The 14,449-nt window shown below is 71.5% G+C and carries 11 protein-coding genes and 2 pseudogenes; 5 read left to right on the forward strand and 8 right to left on the reverse strand.

The window, feature by feature from the left end; all coding sequences use genetic code 11:
• Nucleotides 1-95: 95 nt before the first annotated feature.
• Together HS99_RS13280 and HS99_RS13285 are read left to right on the forward strand one after the other, a co-directional pair.
• Nucleotides 96-923, forward strand: a complete 828-nt coding sequence (locus HS99_RS13280) for an FAD binding domain-containing protein (RefSeq protein ID WP_030556150.1) — start codon at nt 96-98, stop codon at nt 921-923.
• The gene (locus HS99_RS13285) at nt 920-3,637 is read left to right on the forward strand and encodes a molybdopterin-dependent oxidoreductase (RefSeq protein ID WP_030556148.1); all 2,718 of its coding nucleotides are present in this window, start codon (nt 920-922) and stop codon (nt 3,635-3,637) included. Before HS99_RS13280 ends, HS99_RS13285 begins: the two co-directional genes overlap by 4 nt.
• 107 nt (nt 3,638-3,744) lie before the next feature.
• Here HS99_RS13285 and HS99_RS13290 read toward each other — a convergent pair whose 3' ends face one another.
• Nucleotides 3,745-4,584, reverse strand: coding sequence for a class I SAM-dependent methyltransferase (locus tag HS99_RS13290; RefSeq protein ID WP_030556147.1), 840 nt, complete (start codon nt 4,582-4,584; stop codon nt 3,745-3,747).
• Between the two features lie 74 nt (nt 4,585-4,658).
• Between HS99_RS13290 and HS99_RS13295 the strand changes: the two genes are divergently transcribed.
• Nucleotides 4,659-5,279, forward strand: coding sequence for a TetR/AcrR family transcriptional regulator (locus HS99_RS13295; RefSeq protein ID WP_030556145.1), 621 nt, complete (start codon nt 4,659-4,661; stop codon nt 5,277-5,279).
• Between the two features lie 4 nt (nt 5,280-5,283).
• Here HS99_RS13295 and HS99_RS13300 read toward each other — a convergent pair whose 3' ends face one another.
• From HS99_RS13300 to HS99_RS13325, 6 genes and pseudogenes are all read right to left on the reverse strand, one after another.
• Nucleotides 5,284-5,622, reverse strand: coding sequence for a hypothetical protein (locus HS99_RS13300; RefSeq protein ID WP_030556143.1), 339 nt, complete (start codon nt 5,620-5,622; stop codon nt 5,284-5,286).
• Between the two features lie 135 nt (nt 5,623-5,757).
• Nucleotides 5,758-7,236 carry a purine-cytosine permease family protein gene (locus HS99_RS13305; protein ID WP_030556141.1) on the reverse strand — a complete coding sequence of 493 codons (1,479 nt, stop codon included), beginning with the start codon at nt 7,234-7,236 and terminating at the stop codon, nt 5,758-5,760.
• 586 nt (nt 7,237-7,822) lie between these two features.
• Nucleotides 7,823-8,422, reverse strand: a complete 600-nt coding sequence (locus HS99_RS44825) for a hypothetical protein (RefSeq protein WP_030556139.1) — start codon at nt 8,420-8,422, stop codon at nt 7,823-7,825.
• Between the two features lie 661 nt (nt 8,423-9,083).
• Nucleotides 9,084-9,227 (reverse strand): annotated as a pseudogene (locus HS99_RS41060) (helix-turn-helix domain-containing protein); the annotation flags it as partial.
• Between the two features lie 505 nt (nt 9,228-9,732).
• Nucleotides 9,733-9,939: a hypothetical protein gene (locus tag HS99_RS13320; protein ID WP_141763714.1), complete on the reverse strand. Its 207-nt coding sequence runs from the start codon at nt 9,937-9,939 to the stop codon at nt 9,733-9,735.
• Nucleotides 9,940-10,130: 191 nt separating this feature from the next.
• Nucleotides 10,131-10,613, reverse strand: a complete 483-nt coding sequence (locus tag HS99_RS13325; RefSeq protein ID WP_030556133.1) for an HIT family protein — start codon at nt 10,611-10,613, stop codon at nt 10,131-10,133.
• 226 nt (nt 10,614-10,839) lie between these two features.
• Between HS99_RS13325 and HS99_RS13330 the strand changes: the two are divergent.
• Together HS99_RS13330 and HS99_RS42450 are read left to right on the forward strand one after the other, a co-directional pair.
• A pseudogene (locus HS99_RS13330) lies at nt 10,840-11,357 on the forward strand (PadR family transcriptional regulator).
• Between the two features lie 458 nt (nt 11,358-11,815).
• Nucleotides 11,816-13,483: an eCIS core domain-containing protein gene (locus tag HS99_RS42450; RefSeq protein ID WP_094743032.1), complete on the forward strand. Its 1,668-nt coding sequence runs from the start codon at nt 11,816-11,818 to the stop codon at nt 13,481-13,483.
• Between the two features lie 446 nt (nt 13,484-13,929).
• Here HS99_RS42450 and HS99_RS13340 read toward each other — a convergent pair whose 3' ends face one another.
• Nucleotides 13,930-14,430, reverse strand: a complete 501-nt coding sequence (locus tag HS99_RS13340; RefSeq protein WP_046386390.1) for a rhodanese-like domain-containing protein — start codon at nt 14,428-14,430, stop codon at nt 13,930-13,932.
• Nucleotides 14,431-14,449 lie beyond the last annotated feature (19 nt).

Below are 14,449 nucleotides of genomic sequence, written 5' to 3' on the forward strand. Positions count from 1 at the left end.
GGGGGCGTCGGTCGGGTTGGCGGGGCCTGGCCCGTTCTGCCTAGCCTTGGAAGACGTCCGCCGCGCGCCCACCGTCGCGAGGGAGACCGGTTCCCGTGGATCTCAACACCGTCACCGAGGTCGTGCGGCGCCCGCCCGCCCAGCCGGGTTCGCTCTGGCGGGAGGGCGATGCCTGGCTCGCCGGGGGCACCTGGCTGTACTCCGCGGAGCAGCCGGGTACGCGCCGCCTGATCGATCTGACGGCGCTGGGCTGGGCGGCGCTCGTGCCGGGTGGCACGGGCCTGGAGATCGGCGCCACGTGCACGGTCCGTGATCTGTACGCCTTCGTGCCGCCGGCCGACTGGCGTGCGGGCCCGCTCCTCGCACGGAGCTGCGAGGCGTTCCTCTCCTCCTTCAAGGTGTGGAACGCGGCGACCGTCGGCGGCAACGTCTGCCTGTCCCTGCCGGCCGGACCGATGATCACGCTGACCGTCGCCCTCGAGGCGAGGTACGAGCTGTGGGCCCCGGACGGGTCGGCGCGGGTGGTCGACGCGCTCGACTTCGTGACCGGCGACCACCGGAACGTGCTGGCTCCCGGGGAGGTGCTGCGGCGCATCACCGTTCCGGTGGGCGCGCTGAGGAAGCACGCCGCGTACCGCCGCTTCGCGCTGACCCGTCTCGGCCGCTCCACGGTGTTCCTCGTCGGTACCCGGACGCCCGGCAGGGACGACCTCCTGCTCACCGTCACGGCCGGCACCACCCGGCCGGTGCGGCTCGCCTTCGACACCGCGCCCGGCGCCCGCGCCCTGGCTCGGAGCATCGACGCCGTGCCCGGCGACGTCTGGTTCGCGGATCCCAACGGGACGCCCGAGCACCGCCGGCACCTGACGCACCACTTCGCCGAGGAGATCCGCCGCGAACTCATGGCGCGGGGCCCGGCATGACCTACGTCGTGAACGGCAGGCGGTTCGAGGACGAGCCGGCCCCCGGCCAGTGCCTGCGCACCTTCCTGCGCTCGCTCGGCCACCACGGCGTCAAGAAGGGCTGCGACACGGGCGACTGCGGCGCGTGCACGGTGTGGCTGGACGGCGCCCCGGTCCACAGCTGCATCACCCCCGCGTTCCGCGCCCAGGACCGTGCGGTGACGACGATCGAGGGCCTCGGAGCGCCCGGCGACCTGCATCCCGTGCAGCGGCGCTTCCGCGACGCCCCGGGGTTCCAGTGCGGCTTCTGCACCCCGGGGATGATCATGACGTCGGCGGCGCTCACCGAGGCCCAGCGGGAGGACCTGCCGCGGGCGTTGAAGGGCAACCTGTGCCGTTGCACCGGATACCGGGCGATCGAGGACGCCGTCAAGGGCGTCGCCGGCGTCGAGGCCGCCGCGCCGGGAAGGGCCGTGGGGACGAGCGTCGGCGCGCCCGCCGCGGAGGAGGTGGTCACCGGCCGCGCCGAGTTCACCATGGACACCTCCTTCGACGGCATGCTGCACCTCAAGGTGCTGCACTCGCCGCACGCGCACGCCCGGATCGTCTCGGTCGACCGCAGCGCCGCGCTCGCGGTCCCCGGCGTGCGGCGCGTCTACAGCTGGCAGGACGTACCGCGCAGGCGTTTCAGCACGGCGCTGCACAACGACCACCTGGTCGATCCGGACGACACCCGCATCCTCGACGACACGGTCCGCTTCGTCGGCCAGCGGGTCGTCGCGGTCCTGGCCGACACCCCGGCGGCGGCGGAGGAGGGCTGCCGGCGGGTCTCCGTCGAGTACGAGGTGCTGCCGGCCGTCCTCGACCCCGTGGAGGCGATGGCCGAGGGAGCCCCGCGGCTGCACGGCGCGGACGTCGCCTTCGCCCACGACCCCGGACGCAACGTCCTGCTGGAACTCCACACCCACATCGGCGACGTCGAGGCGGGCTTCGCCGAGGCCGACGTCGTCCACGAGGGCACGTACTCCTCGCCGCGCGTGCAACACGCGCACCTCGAGACCCACGGGTCGATCGCGTGGCTCGAGGACGGCCGCCTGAACGTCCGTACCAGTACGCAGTCGCCGTCGATCGCGAGGCTCAAGCTCGCCCACCTGTTCGCGCTGCGCCCGGAGCAGCTGCGGGTGTTCTGCAAGCGCGTGGGCGGCGCCTTCGGCGGCAAGCAGGAGCTGCTCTCGGAGGACCTGGCCGCCCTCGCGGCCCTGGACACCGGACGGCCCGTCTGCTTCGAGTACACCCGCGAGGAGGAGTTCACCACGGCCCCGACCAGGCACCCGATGACGCTGACGGTCAGGCTCGGCGCCAAGGCCGACGGAACGCTGACGGCCCTGCAGGTCCGCAACGTGTCGAACACGGGCGCCTACGGCAACCACGGCGGCGAGACGCTGTACACGGGCGGCGCCGCCGTCATGATCTACCGCTGCCCCAACAAGAAGTACGACGCCTACGCGGTCTACACGAACACCCTCCCGAGCGGTGCGCTGCGCGGTTACGGCACGACGCAGCCGGTGTTCGCCGTGGAGTCGGCGATGGACGAACTCGCCCGTGCGCTGCACCTCGATCCGCTGGAGCTGAGACGGCGCAACATCGTACGGCCGGGAGAGCCGCTGGTCGCCCTGCACGACGGGCCCGACGACGTGCAGTTCGCCGAGGACGGTCTCGCCGCGTGCATCGACCGCGTGGAGGAGGCCCTGGCCCGTACGGCCGGCCGGCCCTCCCCCGGCCCGGAATGGCTCGTCGGGGTCGGCGTGGCGAGCTCCCTGCACGAGACCGCGCCCACGACCGAGCACCGCTCGGAGGCCCGGCTCACCCTCGGCGACGACCTCCGGTACGAACTGGCCGTGGGGACGGCCGAGTTCGGCGAGGGTACCTCCACCGCCCACGTCCAGATCGCGGCCGAGCGGCTGGGCACCACGCCGTCGCGGATCCGGCTGGTGCAGTCCGACACCGACCGCACCGGGTTCGACACCGGCGCCTTCGCGAGCACGGGCCTCTTCGTGGCGGGCAACGCGGTGCTCCGGGCGGCCGACGCCGTACGCGACCGGATCCTGGAGTTCGCCGCCGCCCGCACGGGCGTCCAGGTCGCGCTGTGTTCGATGGACGACGACGGGGTCCTGTGCGGCGACCGGCGCGTGCCGCTGGCCGAGCTCGTCGCCCTCGCCCGGGCGCGCGGGATCCGCTTCGCCGCCGCCCGCAAGGCCTACGGCTCCCCGCGCAGCGTCCTCTCCAACACCCATGGGTTCCGCGTCGCCGTCCACCCGGTGACGGGTGAGATCCGCGTCCTCCACAGCGTCCAGGCGACCGACGCCGGCACCGTCGTCAATCCCGCCCAGGTCCGGGGACAGGTGGAGGGCGGTGTCGCCCAGGGAATCGGCTTCGCACTCACCGAGAACCACCGGATCGACGAGCACGGCGTCATGGTCAACCCGAACCTCCGCGACTACCGCATCCCCACCTACGCCGACGTCCCCCGCACCGACGTGCTCCTGGTGGAGTCGACGGACTCCCTCGGGCCCCTGTGGTCGAAGGGAATGGCGGAGTGCTGCATCAACCCGGTGGCCCCGGCCCTGGCCAACGCCGTCCACGACGCCACGGGCGTCCGCTTCCGCGCCCTGCCGCTGACCCCGGAACGGATCTACCGCAGGCTCAACGACAGCCGGCCGGCACCGGAACGCTGAACACCTCGACGCGCCCGGCGACCCGACGGGCCCGGCGACCCGACGCGCCCGGTGCTCCAGTCGGATGCCCCCACGGATGAGCGAGCCTGGCGTGCGACCGGCCGGGGTCAGGGGGCGGCGGTGCGGGTGGCGGTGGTGGCGAGGGTGGTGTAGTGCATCGTGAAGCGGCCGCCGAGGGTGTCGATGGCGTGGCCGACCGCGGCCAGGATTTCGGTCAGTTGGTCGGGGCGGAGGCGGGTGAGGGCGCCGGTGGTGGGGAGGAGGTCCAGCCACTGGTCGCGGGTGTAGGGGCGGTCCCAGTCGTATCGCCACTGTTCGGGGGCGCTGAACCGGCCGGTCTCCCGGATCGTGTCGGCGATCTTCGCGTACCCCGCCTGGTAGGTCTCCAGCGGGCGTCGGGCGGGCTGGCTGCTGAACGGGGATTCGGGGGCCACCCGCCGGAAGGCCGCGGCGAAGGGTTCGGCCACTTCGGCGGGCGGCTCGAACACGTGGCCGAAGATCGCCAGGCGTCCGTTCGGCCGCAGGACGCGGGCCGCCTTCGCGGCGCCGACGGCCGGATCCACCCAGTGCCACGACTGGGCGGCGATGACCGTGTCGAAGGTCCGGCCCGCCGGGTCCCAGGCTTCGAAGGTCGCCACCTCGACCGGCAGGCCGCGGGCCCGGGCGGGGTCGGCCATCCGGACGTCCGGGTCGAGGCCGAGGACGGTGCAGCCGGCGGCCTGGAACTGGCGGGCCGCGATGCCGGTGCCACAGCCGATGTCGAGCACCTCGGGTCCCGGGCTTCCGGCGACGGTGCGCGCCACGAGGTCGTCGGGGTAACGGGGCCGGGCCTGGTCGTAGCGGTGGGCGTCGGCGCCGAAGGATTCGGCCGTCCGGCGGGCCTCATGCGCCTGGGAGGGCTGGTGGGGCTCCGGCGGCTCAGGGCGTTCCCGCGGTAAAGTGGGCATGCGTTCACTTTAGTGGGCAATCGCCCACCCGCCAAGGGGCGCACCAGGAGCCAGACCCACGAGAGGATCCGTCCGTGCCAACCGGGGTACACCTTCGCGACGCTCGCCAGCAGCTCTTCGACGCCGCCGAACGCGTGCTGCTGCGGGACGGCCCCAACGGGCTGACCAGCCGGGCCGTCACCGACGAGGCGGGCTGCGCCAAGGGCGTCCTGCACCGGCACTTCGCCGACTTCGACGCCTTCCTCACCGAGCTGGTGCTCGACCGGGCCGCACAGCTCGACGCGCAGGCGCGGGCACTGCGCGAGACCGCCGGCACCGGCACCGTGGCCGACAACCTCACCGATGCGCTGACCGCCCTGTTCGGGCCGGTCCCGGTGGCGATCATCCCGCTCATCACCTTCCGGGACGAGCTGCGCACGCGGCTGCGCCGGGCCACGCCGGGAGGCGGCATCGCGGTCCTCTCCCAGGTCGCGACTGCCGTCTCCGCCTACCTGTCCGACGAGCGCGCGACGGGCCGGATCGCCGCCGACGCCGACATCGACTCCCTCACGCTCTCCCTGGTCGGGGGCGGCCACCTGCTGTTCGCGGACCGCGACCCGGGCCCGCCGACCACGGAGACCGTCAACAAGCTGGTGACGGCGGTGCTCGCCGACGTCGTACAGCGACGGCCGGGCCCGGGAACGGAACGGGGCTGAGGGCTCATGCGAGAACGACCGCCAGGCCGGCGCTGAGGCCGCAGAGGGCCGAGAAGGCGCAGAGGACGAAGCGGGCGATCGTCCAGCGGCGGATCCGGGGCATCGGCCACGAGGCCGCGGCGAGCAGCAGCTGGGCGTAGCCGAGGCCGAGGGCGAGGTGCCGGCGGGCTTCCCGGTGCCCGTGGTCGCACCCGCCGTGCAGGGCGCAGTAGCCGAACAGGCCGTTCCCGACGATGACGACCAGCAGAGCCGCCCAGCAGAGCGGGATCAGCAGGGCGGCGGCCGTCGGGTAGTGCCACCACTTCGGGTCGGGAGTGTCCAGGGCGTTCTTCGCTGTGCTCACGTCCCCATTGCACCGGCGCGGACGGCCTCCCCGCCTGAGTACCGGCACTCAGAGCCGGACGCCAAAGCGCCCGGTCCTCCGCTCGGCTGAGCGGAGGACCGGGCGCTTCCTGCGACGGACGTCAGGTCGAGCGGGTCAGACGGTGACCCGTTCGGCCTGCTTCGCCTCGGCGTCGGCGGCGTCGGCGTCGGCGGCCCGGGTGTTCTCCCGGGGCGTCGGGAGGACGGCCATGATGACGGCGGAGATCACGATGGTCGCCGCCCAGGCGAGCCCGTACTTGCCGACGGGGGTGCCGGAGAGCGGGCCGGAGAACCAGTCGCACTTGGTGAAGGCGAGCCCGATCAGCAGCGCCAGGACCCAGGAGACCATGGCCTGCCAGCAGAAGCCGCCCGCGTACCAGTACCGGCTGCCCTTGCTGGTGTCCATCAGCGCGACGGCGTCGTAGCGCACCGCCCGCGTCCGGCGGCGGAACATGTCCACCGCGTAGACGCCGATCCAGGCCGAGAAGGAGACGGCGAGCAGGATCAGGAAGGTGATGAAGGAGCCGAGGAAGCTCTTGGCGACCAGCATCAGCATCAGGCCGCCGACCAGCGAGATCACGGCGTTGATGCTGACGGCCATGGCGCGCGGCAGCTTGACGCCCATGGTCTGCGCGGTGAAGCCGGCCGAGTACATGGAGAGGCTGTTGATCAGCAGCATGCCCACGATCGCGGTCAGCAGGTAGGGCACGGCCAGCCAGGTCGGCAGCAGGTCACCGAGGAAGGAGACCGGGTCGGCGGCCTGGGCCAGTCCGGGCGAGGCCACCGCCATCACGGCACCCATCAGCACCATCGGCACCATGACCAGGCCGGCGCCGGAGACCGTCACGCCGACGATCTTGCGGCCGGAGGCGGCGTGCGGAAGGTAGCGGGCGAAGTCCGGGCCGGTGGGGACCCAGCTGATGCCGCCGGCGGCGATGGTGCCGATGCCGGCGATCATCATCGCGGTGGTGCCAGCGGGCTTGGAGAAGACCTCGCTCCAGTGCATGGTCGCGACCAGGTAGCCCAGCACCAGGACGCTGAAGATGCCGAAGAGGTACGTCGACCAGGTGTTGCAGACGTTCAGCGCCTTGCGGCCCATGCCGGACACCAGAAAGGTGCAGGCGACGAAGGCGAAGAGCGTGATCACGATCAGCGCGGTGTTGCTCTTGATGCCGAAGAGCAGGTCGAGGACGGTCAGCACGGCGTAGGCGCCGGTGACCGCGTTGATCGTCTCCCAGCCGAAGCGGGCGATCCAGAGGATCGCGCCGGGGAAGAGGTTCCCCCGCACCCCGAAGGTGGCCCGCGAGAGGGTCGCGCCCGGCGCCCCGCCCCACTTGCCGGAGACCGACAGCACCCCGACCAGGCCGAACGAGACGAGCGCGGCGCACGCCGCGACGATCAGGACCTGCCAGAAGTTCAGCTGGTTGAACACCACCAGGGCGGCACCCATGGTGAGCAGCAGGACGCTGATGTTCGCCGCGACCCAGGTCGGGAAGAGCTCGCGGACTCTGCCCCGGCGCTCGTGGTCGGGGACGGGTTCGATACCGCGCGTCTCTATCGCGCCGTCGGTGACGGCGCTGGACGTGTTGTCCATGAGGGTGGCTCCGTGCGTGTGAAGCGGGAGATAATTCGGGCAAATGACATATATATGGAACTCTTCGCGCGTAGCGCGGGAGTTGAGTCATCCTACTTTGTTCAAGATGTGTCCTGATTGATGCGGTTGTCCTATGGGCGGCCGGGACCTTTCGCTGTATGGCCGAGGCGCGTCGGCATGGGGGAAGGGCAGGCCGGGGACGGTTGCGACCTTCAGTCGCCGGATCTCGTCGCGGCCGTGGGCGGTGGCGCGGGTACGGGCCATGAGCGGGATGTCCCGCCAGGGCAGCTGCTTCAGCTGCGTGTGGAGGGTCGGGTGGTTGGCCTCGACCAGGGCGAACGCTCACGCCTTGGCCACCGAAGGCCGGCCCACGCCGAAATCCGGGCTGTCCAGTAAGCCTGGGCCCGAGCAGGCATCGACCACGCGGCATGATCACACCACGCCCATCAGAACCGCGGAAGTCGAGCGATGAGCTTGCCGTCAAAAAACGTCACGGGGCCGGTCGCCTACCTGCTTCCCGTCGAACGCAGCCTCACTCCGGCCACCGTCCTGCACCGCCTCACCCACCGCCACTGACCCTGTGTGCTCACGCCTTGGCCGGCCGGTCGTGGCTCGACTTCCGCTCCAGCTTCCGCTGCTTCGTCCCCTCGATCTCCTGGACGTCCCAGGGACCGGAGACGACCGGTGGGGCCTCGCCGGAGATCACGGAGGCCAGGGGCAGGCCGTTCTCGTCGTAGACGGTGGCGACGTCGGTCAGCTGCCAGAAGAGGTTGAGTTCGGGGTGCTTGCTGAGGTTCAGGTAGGTGGTGGAGACGAAGGTGGTCGTCTGGGTGGACACGGTGAGCTGCTGGGTGGTGATGGAGGACTCGCTCAGGGAGGCGGAGACGGAGGCGCTGAACGGGCCCCATCCGGCGCTGGCACTCACGCCGACGGACGCGTTGGTGGTCTCGGATTCCGAGCTGCTTTCCTGCATGCCCTGGGTGACGCTGTAGTTGACGGTCCTGGTCTCGCCGGGCGCGAGGCTGTAGGACTCTCCCGTCGAGTGCCAGAACTGTTCGCGGGTGACGGCCACGCCGAGCCCGACCTGCTCGTTCGTTCCCGTGTTCACCGGGGTGCGGGACGTGGTGCCGTGCTGGACGAGACCGGTGGCCACCAGGACGCTGGGGCCGTCCTGCGGGATGAGCATGTCGGCGGCGGGCTCGGGGATCGGTCCGATGTCGTTGGGGTCCAGCAGGTCGGCCCCGGAGAAGGTGAGGGTGCTCTTCCCCCGCGGGTTCTGCAGGACGGCGGCGAAGGCACCGGAGTCCCGCCTATGGGCTCGACGTGGCTTTCGCGGGAGTGATGACCGGTTTCCACGGAGGGCGCGTCAAATCTGTCAATTCACTACTGAAGGTTCTTAGGCCGACATATGTTTGTCTGTTCAGGGACACCATACGCGTCGGCCCCGTAACTCGCAGGCCCGAGGACGGGGATTCTGGCGCGATGCTCGTCGCGGTGGGCAGCCACGGGGGCCTGGGACTGGGTACGCTCATCGCCGACAACGCCGACCCATGCTATTTCTCGAGGATCCCCACTGCCAATCCAGGAAGCGGCTTGCTGCAACAGCCGGAGCACCCTCCCGGCCCGTTTTGACGGTGCGGCCCGGGAGCTGCCTGCGGCAGGTAAGGTGCGGCTGTGGATGAACGGCTTGTAGAGCAGGTACAACAATTGGACTGCGTTTTCAGATTTCCGCTACTCCGCAGGGGGAGAGCTGTACTGCGCAAGGACTTCGTCGACTGTGGACTTCTCCAACAGGAGAAACTCCCAGGGGCCGGTATTCACATCGAATTCCTTGCCGAAGCCAACCATTCCCAGCGCTGAACAAGCCGCTTGCTCGCCTCGTTGGTCTCCCCTTGTTCCGTTCCCGCCGCGCGCAGGCGCTTCGCAAACTCGTCCTGGCTCAGGCGCAGGCGAAGGCGCACGGCCCGCGGAGTCTCGTTCGGCGTCGTCATGGCTCCAAGGCACGTCCAAACGTCGCCCAATGACATGGAAATGACGTCTTGTCAGGAAGCCTGAGAGACGCCTTCCCGCCGTCGCAACGGCTCGGGCGGACAGGACACGATCAGGGGGTCAGTAATCGGAGCAACGCATGACCAGAGGTGGCCAGCCACGTCAAAAACGTACGAGGAGTACAAGGCCGAGCAGCGCAAGCGGCTTGCAGCGGGCAACCCCCTGGACGAGTACGACCCCGAGACCAGCGCCCGAGTCGGCAGGCACCCGGCGAACGGCTGGCCGCCGTGCACGTGCGCCAACTGCATCGCGAAGGCAGCGTGATGGAGTTGTTTCCGGAGACCCGGCCGGCAACGAGTTCTGCGTCCACTGAGGCGCATCACCGTGCTGGTCGCAGCCTCCCGTGACGCCCACGGGGCCGGCCCGCTGCGCCCCGCCGCATCGGGCGGCGGGCGCGGCAGCGGGCGGCGGGCGGCGGGCGGCGGCGACGGGACGCGGCGGCTCGGCTCAGTCCCGGGTCTTGCAGGCGGGCTCGTGCCAGGTGGTGCGCACCACCGTGCCGCCCGGGGTGAGGTGCTCGCTGGACCAGGTGCGGCAGCATCCGCTGCCGCGCGGCCGGGCCGGTACCGACGGCCGCGCGGCACGGGCCGGAGCGGCGGCGGTGAAGGCGTCCGGGCGGTGGCCTCGGCGGTGGCGCCGGGTGGGAGTCGTCATGCCGAAGGCTCTGCCCATCCCACCCCGGCGCCGAACCCGGCCGCCACCCGTTCGGAGCAATGACGCGGGTTCACACCTGCCGCCGGCCCGGAGTTGGACGTTTTCCGCCTCCGTGCCCTGAGCTCAGCAGCCCGGTGGCGTTGCTGCGGGGCCGCCCCGCTCGCGCGCCGTAACCGGACAGCCGAAGGCGGTCAACCCGTCGGAGCCGACAGCACATCGAGCTCGCGGCCGATCGCCTCGCGCAGGAGGCCGTGCTCCGGTCCGAGCGCGCTCGCCGGATCGCACCAGTTCTCCGCGGGATACAGCCACACCGGTCGACGGACGAGGTCCGGGGGCTCCCACTCGAACCGCGGCCACACGTGCGCATGGAGGAAGCCGTCGGTGTTGCCGAGGATCTCCAGGTTCACCCGCCGGAACTCCGGGTCCAGACGCCGGCAGACCCGTTCCACGGCCTCGCCCAGCCGGTCCATGTCGGCCAGGAAGGCCGTCCGCCTGCCCCGTGAAAGATCCGACAGACGCTCCACACCGGGCTCGTCCGTCAACAGGACCGAGTACCCGGGCAGGAACTGCACATCGCCGATCACCGCGAATCCGGCGTCAAGTCGCCGCAGCACGGTGGGGTTCGTCCCCTTCAGGGCACTGCCGATCCTGTCGTCCTGCCAATCGTCCGCCATGACAGCGCACCCTACCGACCCGCTCCGTACGGGCCCGGGCAGGCCTGCTTCCCTCACCGGCGGGCCCGGGCCCCGGTCGCGGAAGGTGACACCCGGCCTCGGGTTCAACGGGCGCGGCTCCCGGCTGGGCGTCGAACCGGCCTGACCGCCGCGGCCGCTGACGCCACCGCAGCACGCGTCGGACCGGCATATGGCGGCTCCGGCCTGTACTCCGACCATGTCGAGCATGCTGGATCTTGCCATCCCCGGGTTCCAGTACGAGGAGCCGCTGCACGGCTACGAACTGCGGGTCCGGATCGCCCGGTTGTCAGGCGGCCGGACTGCTGACCCGCGAGGCGCAGCCCGGCGCGGTGGCCGCACCCCGGCACGTGCTCAGCCCCACCGAGGCTGGCCGGGCCGAACTGCTGCGGAACCTGCGGGAGCCCGCCGAGCGATTCATCACCGACGAGAACCGGCTGGTTCGTACTCCTCGCCTTCCTGCGCCACCTGCCCGACCCCGCCGCCCAGGCGACCGTGCTGCGCCGCCGCCTCGCCTTCCTCGGCGAACCCAGCAGCTACTTCTACGACGGCGACACCCCGCTGAGGGTCGCCGACGTCGACGACCCCTTCCGCAAGGGTGTACTGCTGATCGCCCGGGCCACCTCGCGCACCGAACCGGAGTGGCTCCCGTCCCCGCTCGACGACCTGACGGCCGCCGCCGCGGCCGACCACGGACCGCAGGCCGCGCAGGCGGTCCACGACTGACGCCGAAGGGCGCCCGGCCGTGGACCGGTCGGTGGGGTCAGCCGCAGGCACAGGCGCAGCTGGCGTCGGCCGCGGCCGGCTCGGTGGACTGCTGGCCCCGCCACGGCCGCAAGTTCGTGCACGGGATCCGGCACGAGGTCGCGCGCCCTGCACTGCTCTCCCGGCGCCGCCGCCACCCTTCGGGCTCCCGGTCTGTCCGGAAGGGCACCGAACTCTGCCCTCGGGCTGCATGTGCGGCTCTGGCCGGTGCACCGTGCACGCCGGGACCCTGGTGGGTGGAGATCGGCGGATTGAGGACGGATCCGGGAGCGGGCGTGTTCCACAGCGGCAAGCAGACGGACGTTGTCAACGACAAGGCGAGCGGACCGGGTCGGCCGCGCCGCACCGGGCCGGCGCCGCAGCCCCTGGAGCCCTTGCAGCTCCTGCAAGGCACTGTCGGGAACGCCGCGGTGGTGCAGATGCTCCGGCGGGCCGGGCACCTCCCGGCCGGAAGCCGGCTCCAGCTCCTCGTCGACGACGGTCGTCAGGGCGGGCAGCCACTGGTGCAGCGTTCCACCGTGCACGACGTACTGCGCTCCCCCGGCCGCCCGCTGGACAGGGCGACCCGTGACGACATGGAGTCCCGGTTCGGCGCCGACTTCTCCGACGTCCGCATCCACGACGACCACCACGCCAGGATCTCCGCCGCCGAGGTCGGCGCCCGCGCGTACACCTCGGGAAGCCATGTGGTGATCGGCGAAGGAGGGGGCGATCGCCACACCCTCGCGCACGAACTGACCCATGTCATCCAGCAGCGGCAGGGCCCGGTGGCGGGAACGGACAACGGCACGGGCCTGCGGGTCTCCGACCCGTCGGACCGCTTCGAGCGGGAGGCCGAGGCGAACGCGACCCGCCTGATGTCCACGGGCGCGCGGCATGCGACGGACACGACCGCCACGGCGGACACGGCGCGGCCCGGTCATGCGGTGCGGAAGGAAGCGCAGCTGTCCTCCGCGGCGACCGTTCAGGGCGCCTGGGAGATGCGGGACGGCAAGTACGAGTTCGTCGAGGACGACGACTCCGTGTTCCAGGTTTCGCTGCACGAAGCGACGGGCGACACGAAGAAGCTGAGGCCGGAGCTCGCCAAGAAGTGGCTCGAGGCGGGCGGCCTGGGTGAGAACGACAAACGGTCGCCGTACTACAAGAGCACCGCGTACCGCTCTCTCGACACCTTCCTGAAGTCAGGTCCGGAACGCGAGTACGAGCCGAACGACCAGGCGCCGTTCATGAACGAACTGGCGGCCTTCAGCGCGGGCAAGGACGCCGAGAAGCAGGATGAACTCCTGACGTCGGTAGTGGAGTTGGGCGACTGGATCGAGAAGACGTACCCACCCGGCAAGTTCGTCTACGTCGGGCTGGGCCGCAGCCCGGCCGCCGTCATGGCGCACCTCCAGAGCAGGAACCCCGGCATCACCTACTCGATTCCGTTGTCGAGCTTCCGCCCCGGACCGGAGGACCCGGGTTCGATCCTCGGGAAGGTGCTCACCACCGAGTCGCGGGAGAAGAACTGGTTCGGCCGTGAGTCCACGGTGAAGCGGCCGAGCGCCCCGCCGTCCGAACAGCAGCAGGCCATGCTGGACGCCCACTTCGCCGAGTTCCTGCCGAAGGACCTGCCGGGCAAGGTCCTCCTCGTCGACTACACGCAGTCGGCGCAGTCGCTGGTCTCGGCTCAGCACTACCTGCAGCGCTACCTCGGCAAGAAGACACCCGTGTACGGCCTCGCCCTGCACGAGGACCGGCACGAGGCGCAGGTACGGGCCGTGTACGAGGCCGTCACCGTCGACGAGGAGGTGCCGATGCCGTACAGCCCCACCGATCTCGACGTCATCGAAGACCTCGCCGACGAACGCGCGACCTGGGGAGAGCGGTTCGCCTCCAGGAACGTCGGGGACAACACCCCGCTCGCGGAAGCGTTCCGGCGGGAGCTGTTCGACGAGTACTCCCAGTACGGCTCCTACAAGCTCCTGGAACAGGAACTCGAGTCGTTCGAGGCGGGACGGCCCCGCACGAGCGACGAACGGGAGGCCTACCAGGTCCTCAAGGAGGAGATCGAGAAGCTGGACACGTCACGCGGCCCACGTTCCTGACGCCTGACGCGGAGTTCGCGCTGATCGGGCTGCTGCTCGACGTCTCGTTGGACCTGCACGTCACCGTCGCCGAGGCCGGACAACTGCTCAGCGCGTACGCCCTGGCGGTGGCCGTCGTGCTCCTGTCGTTGGTCGGCGCGGTCGTGGCCCTGCGGAAGCGTCAGGCCGGTGCCGATGCGGGTGCCGGTGGCGGTGCGGGTGCCGAGGCCGGTGCCGGTGCCGGTGCCGACGCCAGTGGTAGCCGATCAGCTCGCCGCCGTGGTCGACCACGAGGCACCAGGCCCGCGGGTGGGCCGAGAACAGCACGGGCTCCAGGCGGGCGGCGAGGTCGGCGGGCACGGGTCCGGCGCGCTCGAAGGCGGCGTGAGCGGCGCACAGGCGGGCGACGGCCGGCAGGTCGGCCGCGGTGGCCGGGCGGATCACGCCGCCCGGCCGTGGGGTGCCGGTCAGCATGCGCAGGTGATGCCCGAGCGCGGGGCGGTCAGGTCGTCGACGGGGCGCTGGTCGGTCCCGGCGGCGGTCTCGTAGGCGAAGCCCTCGCGCGCCCAGTACTCGAAGCCGCCGAGCATCTCCTTGACCCGGTAGCCGAGGCGGGCGAAGGCCAGCGCCCCGCGGGTCGCGCCGTTGCAGCCGGGGCCCCAGCAGTAGGTGACCACGGTCAGGGACGGGTCGACCAGCTGCGGCGCCAGTTCGGCGATCCGCGCGGTGGGGATGTGGAGGGCGCCGGGGATGCGGCCCTGCTCCCAGGCGGCCTCGCCGCGGGTGTCGACCACCACGATGCCGGGCGCGCCGGACTCCAGGTCGGCGTGGACGTCGGATACGTCCGCCTCGAAGGCGAGACGGGCTGCGTAGTGGGCGGCGGCCTCGGCCGGGGCGGCGGCGGGCACGTTCAGGACGGCGCTGGCGCTCTCGGTGGGCGCGGCGGCGGGAGCGGCGGTCGCAGACATGGGGGTCCTTCGGGTTTCG

The organism is Kitasatospora aureofaciens, from assembly GCF_001188955.3.
GTDB classification, from domain to species: domain Bacteria; phylum Actinomycetota; class Actinomycetes; order Streptomycetales; family Streptomycetaceae; genus Kitasatospora; species Kitasatospora aureofaciens.

Excerpts from the sequence above, each read along its gene's own strand:
- HS99_RS13285 (WP_030556148.1), top strand. The coding sequence starts at position 920 with ATGACCTACGTCGTGAACGGCAGGCGGTTCGAGGACGAGCCGGCCCCC.
- HS99_RS13290 (WP_030556147.1), bottom strand. The coding sequence starts at position 4,584 with ATGCCCACTTTACCGCGGGAACGCCCTGAGCCGCCGGAGCCCCACCAG.
- HS99_RS13305 (WP_030556141.1), bottom strand. The coding sequence starts at position 7,236 with ATGGACAACACGTCCAGCGCCGTCACCGACGGCGCGATAGAGACGCGC.
- HS99_RS44825 (WP_030556139.1), bottom strand. The coding sequence starts at position 8,422 with ATGCTCATCCCGCAGGACGGCCCCAGCGTCCTGGTGGCCACCGGTCTC.
- HS99_RS13320 (WP_141763714.1), bottom strand. The coding sequence starts at position 9,939 with ATGACGACTCCCACCCGGCGCCACCGCCGAGGCCACCGCCCGGACGCC.
- HS99_RS13325 (WP_030556133.1), bottom strand. The coding sequence starts at position 10,613 with ATGGCGGACGATTGGCAGGACGACAGGATCGGCAGTGCCCTGAAGGGG.
- HS99_RS42450 (WP_094743032.1), top strand. The coding sequence starts at position 11,816 with ATGCTCCGGCGGGCCGGGCACCTCCCGGCCGGAAGCCGGCTCCAGCTC.
- HS99_RS13340 (WP_046386390.1), bottom strand. The coding sequence starts at position 14,430 with ATGTCTGCGACCGCCGCTCCCGCCGCCGCGCCCACCGAGAGCGCCAGC.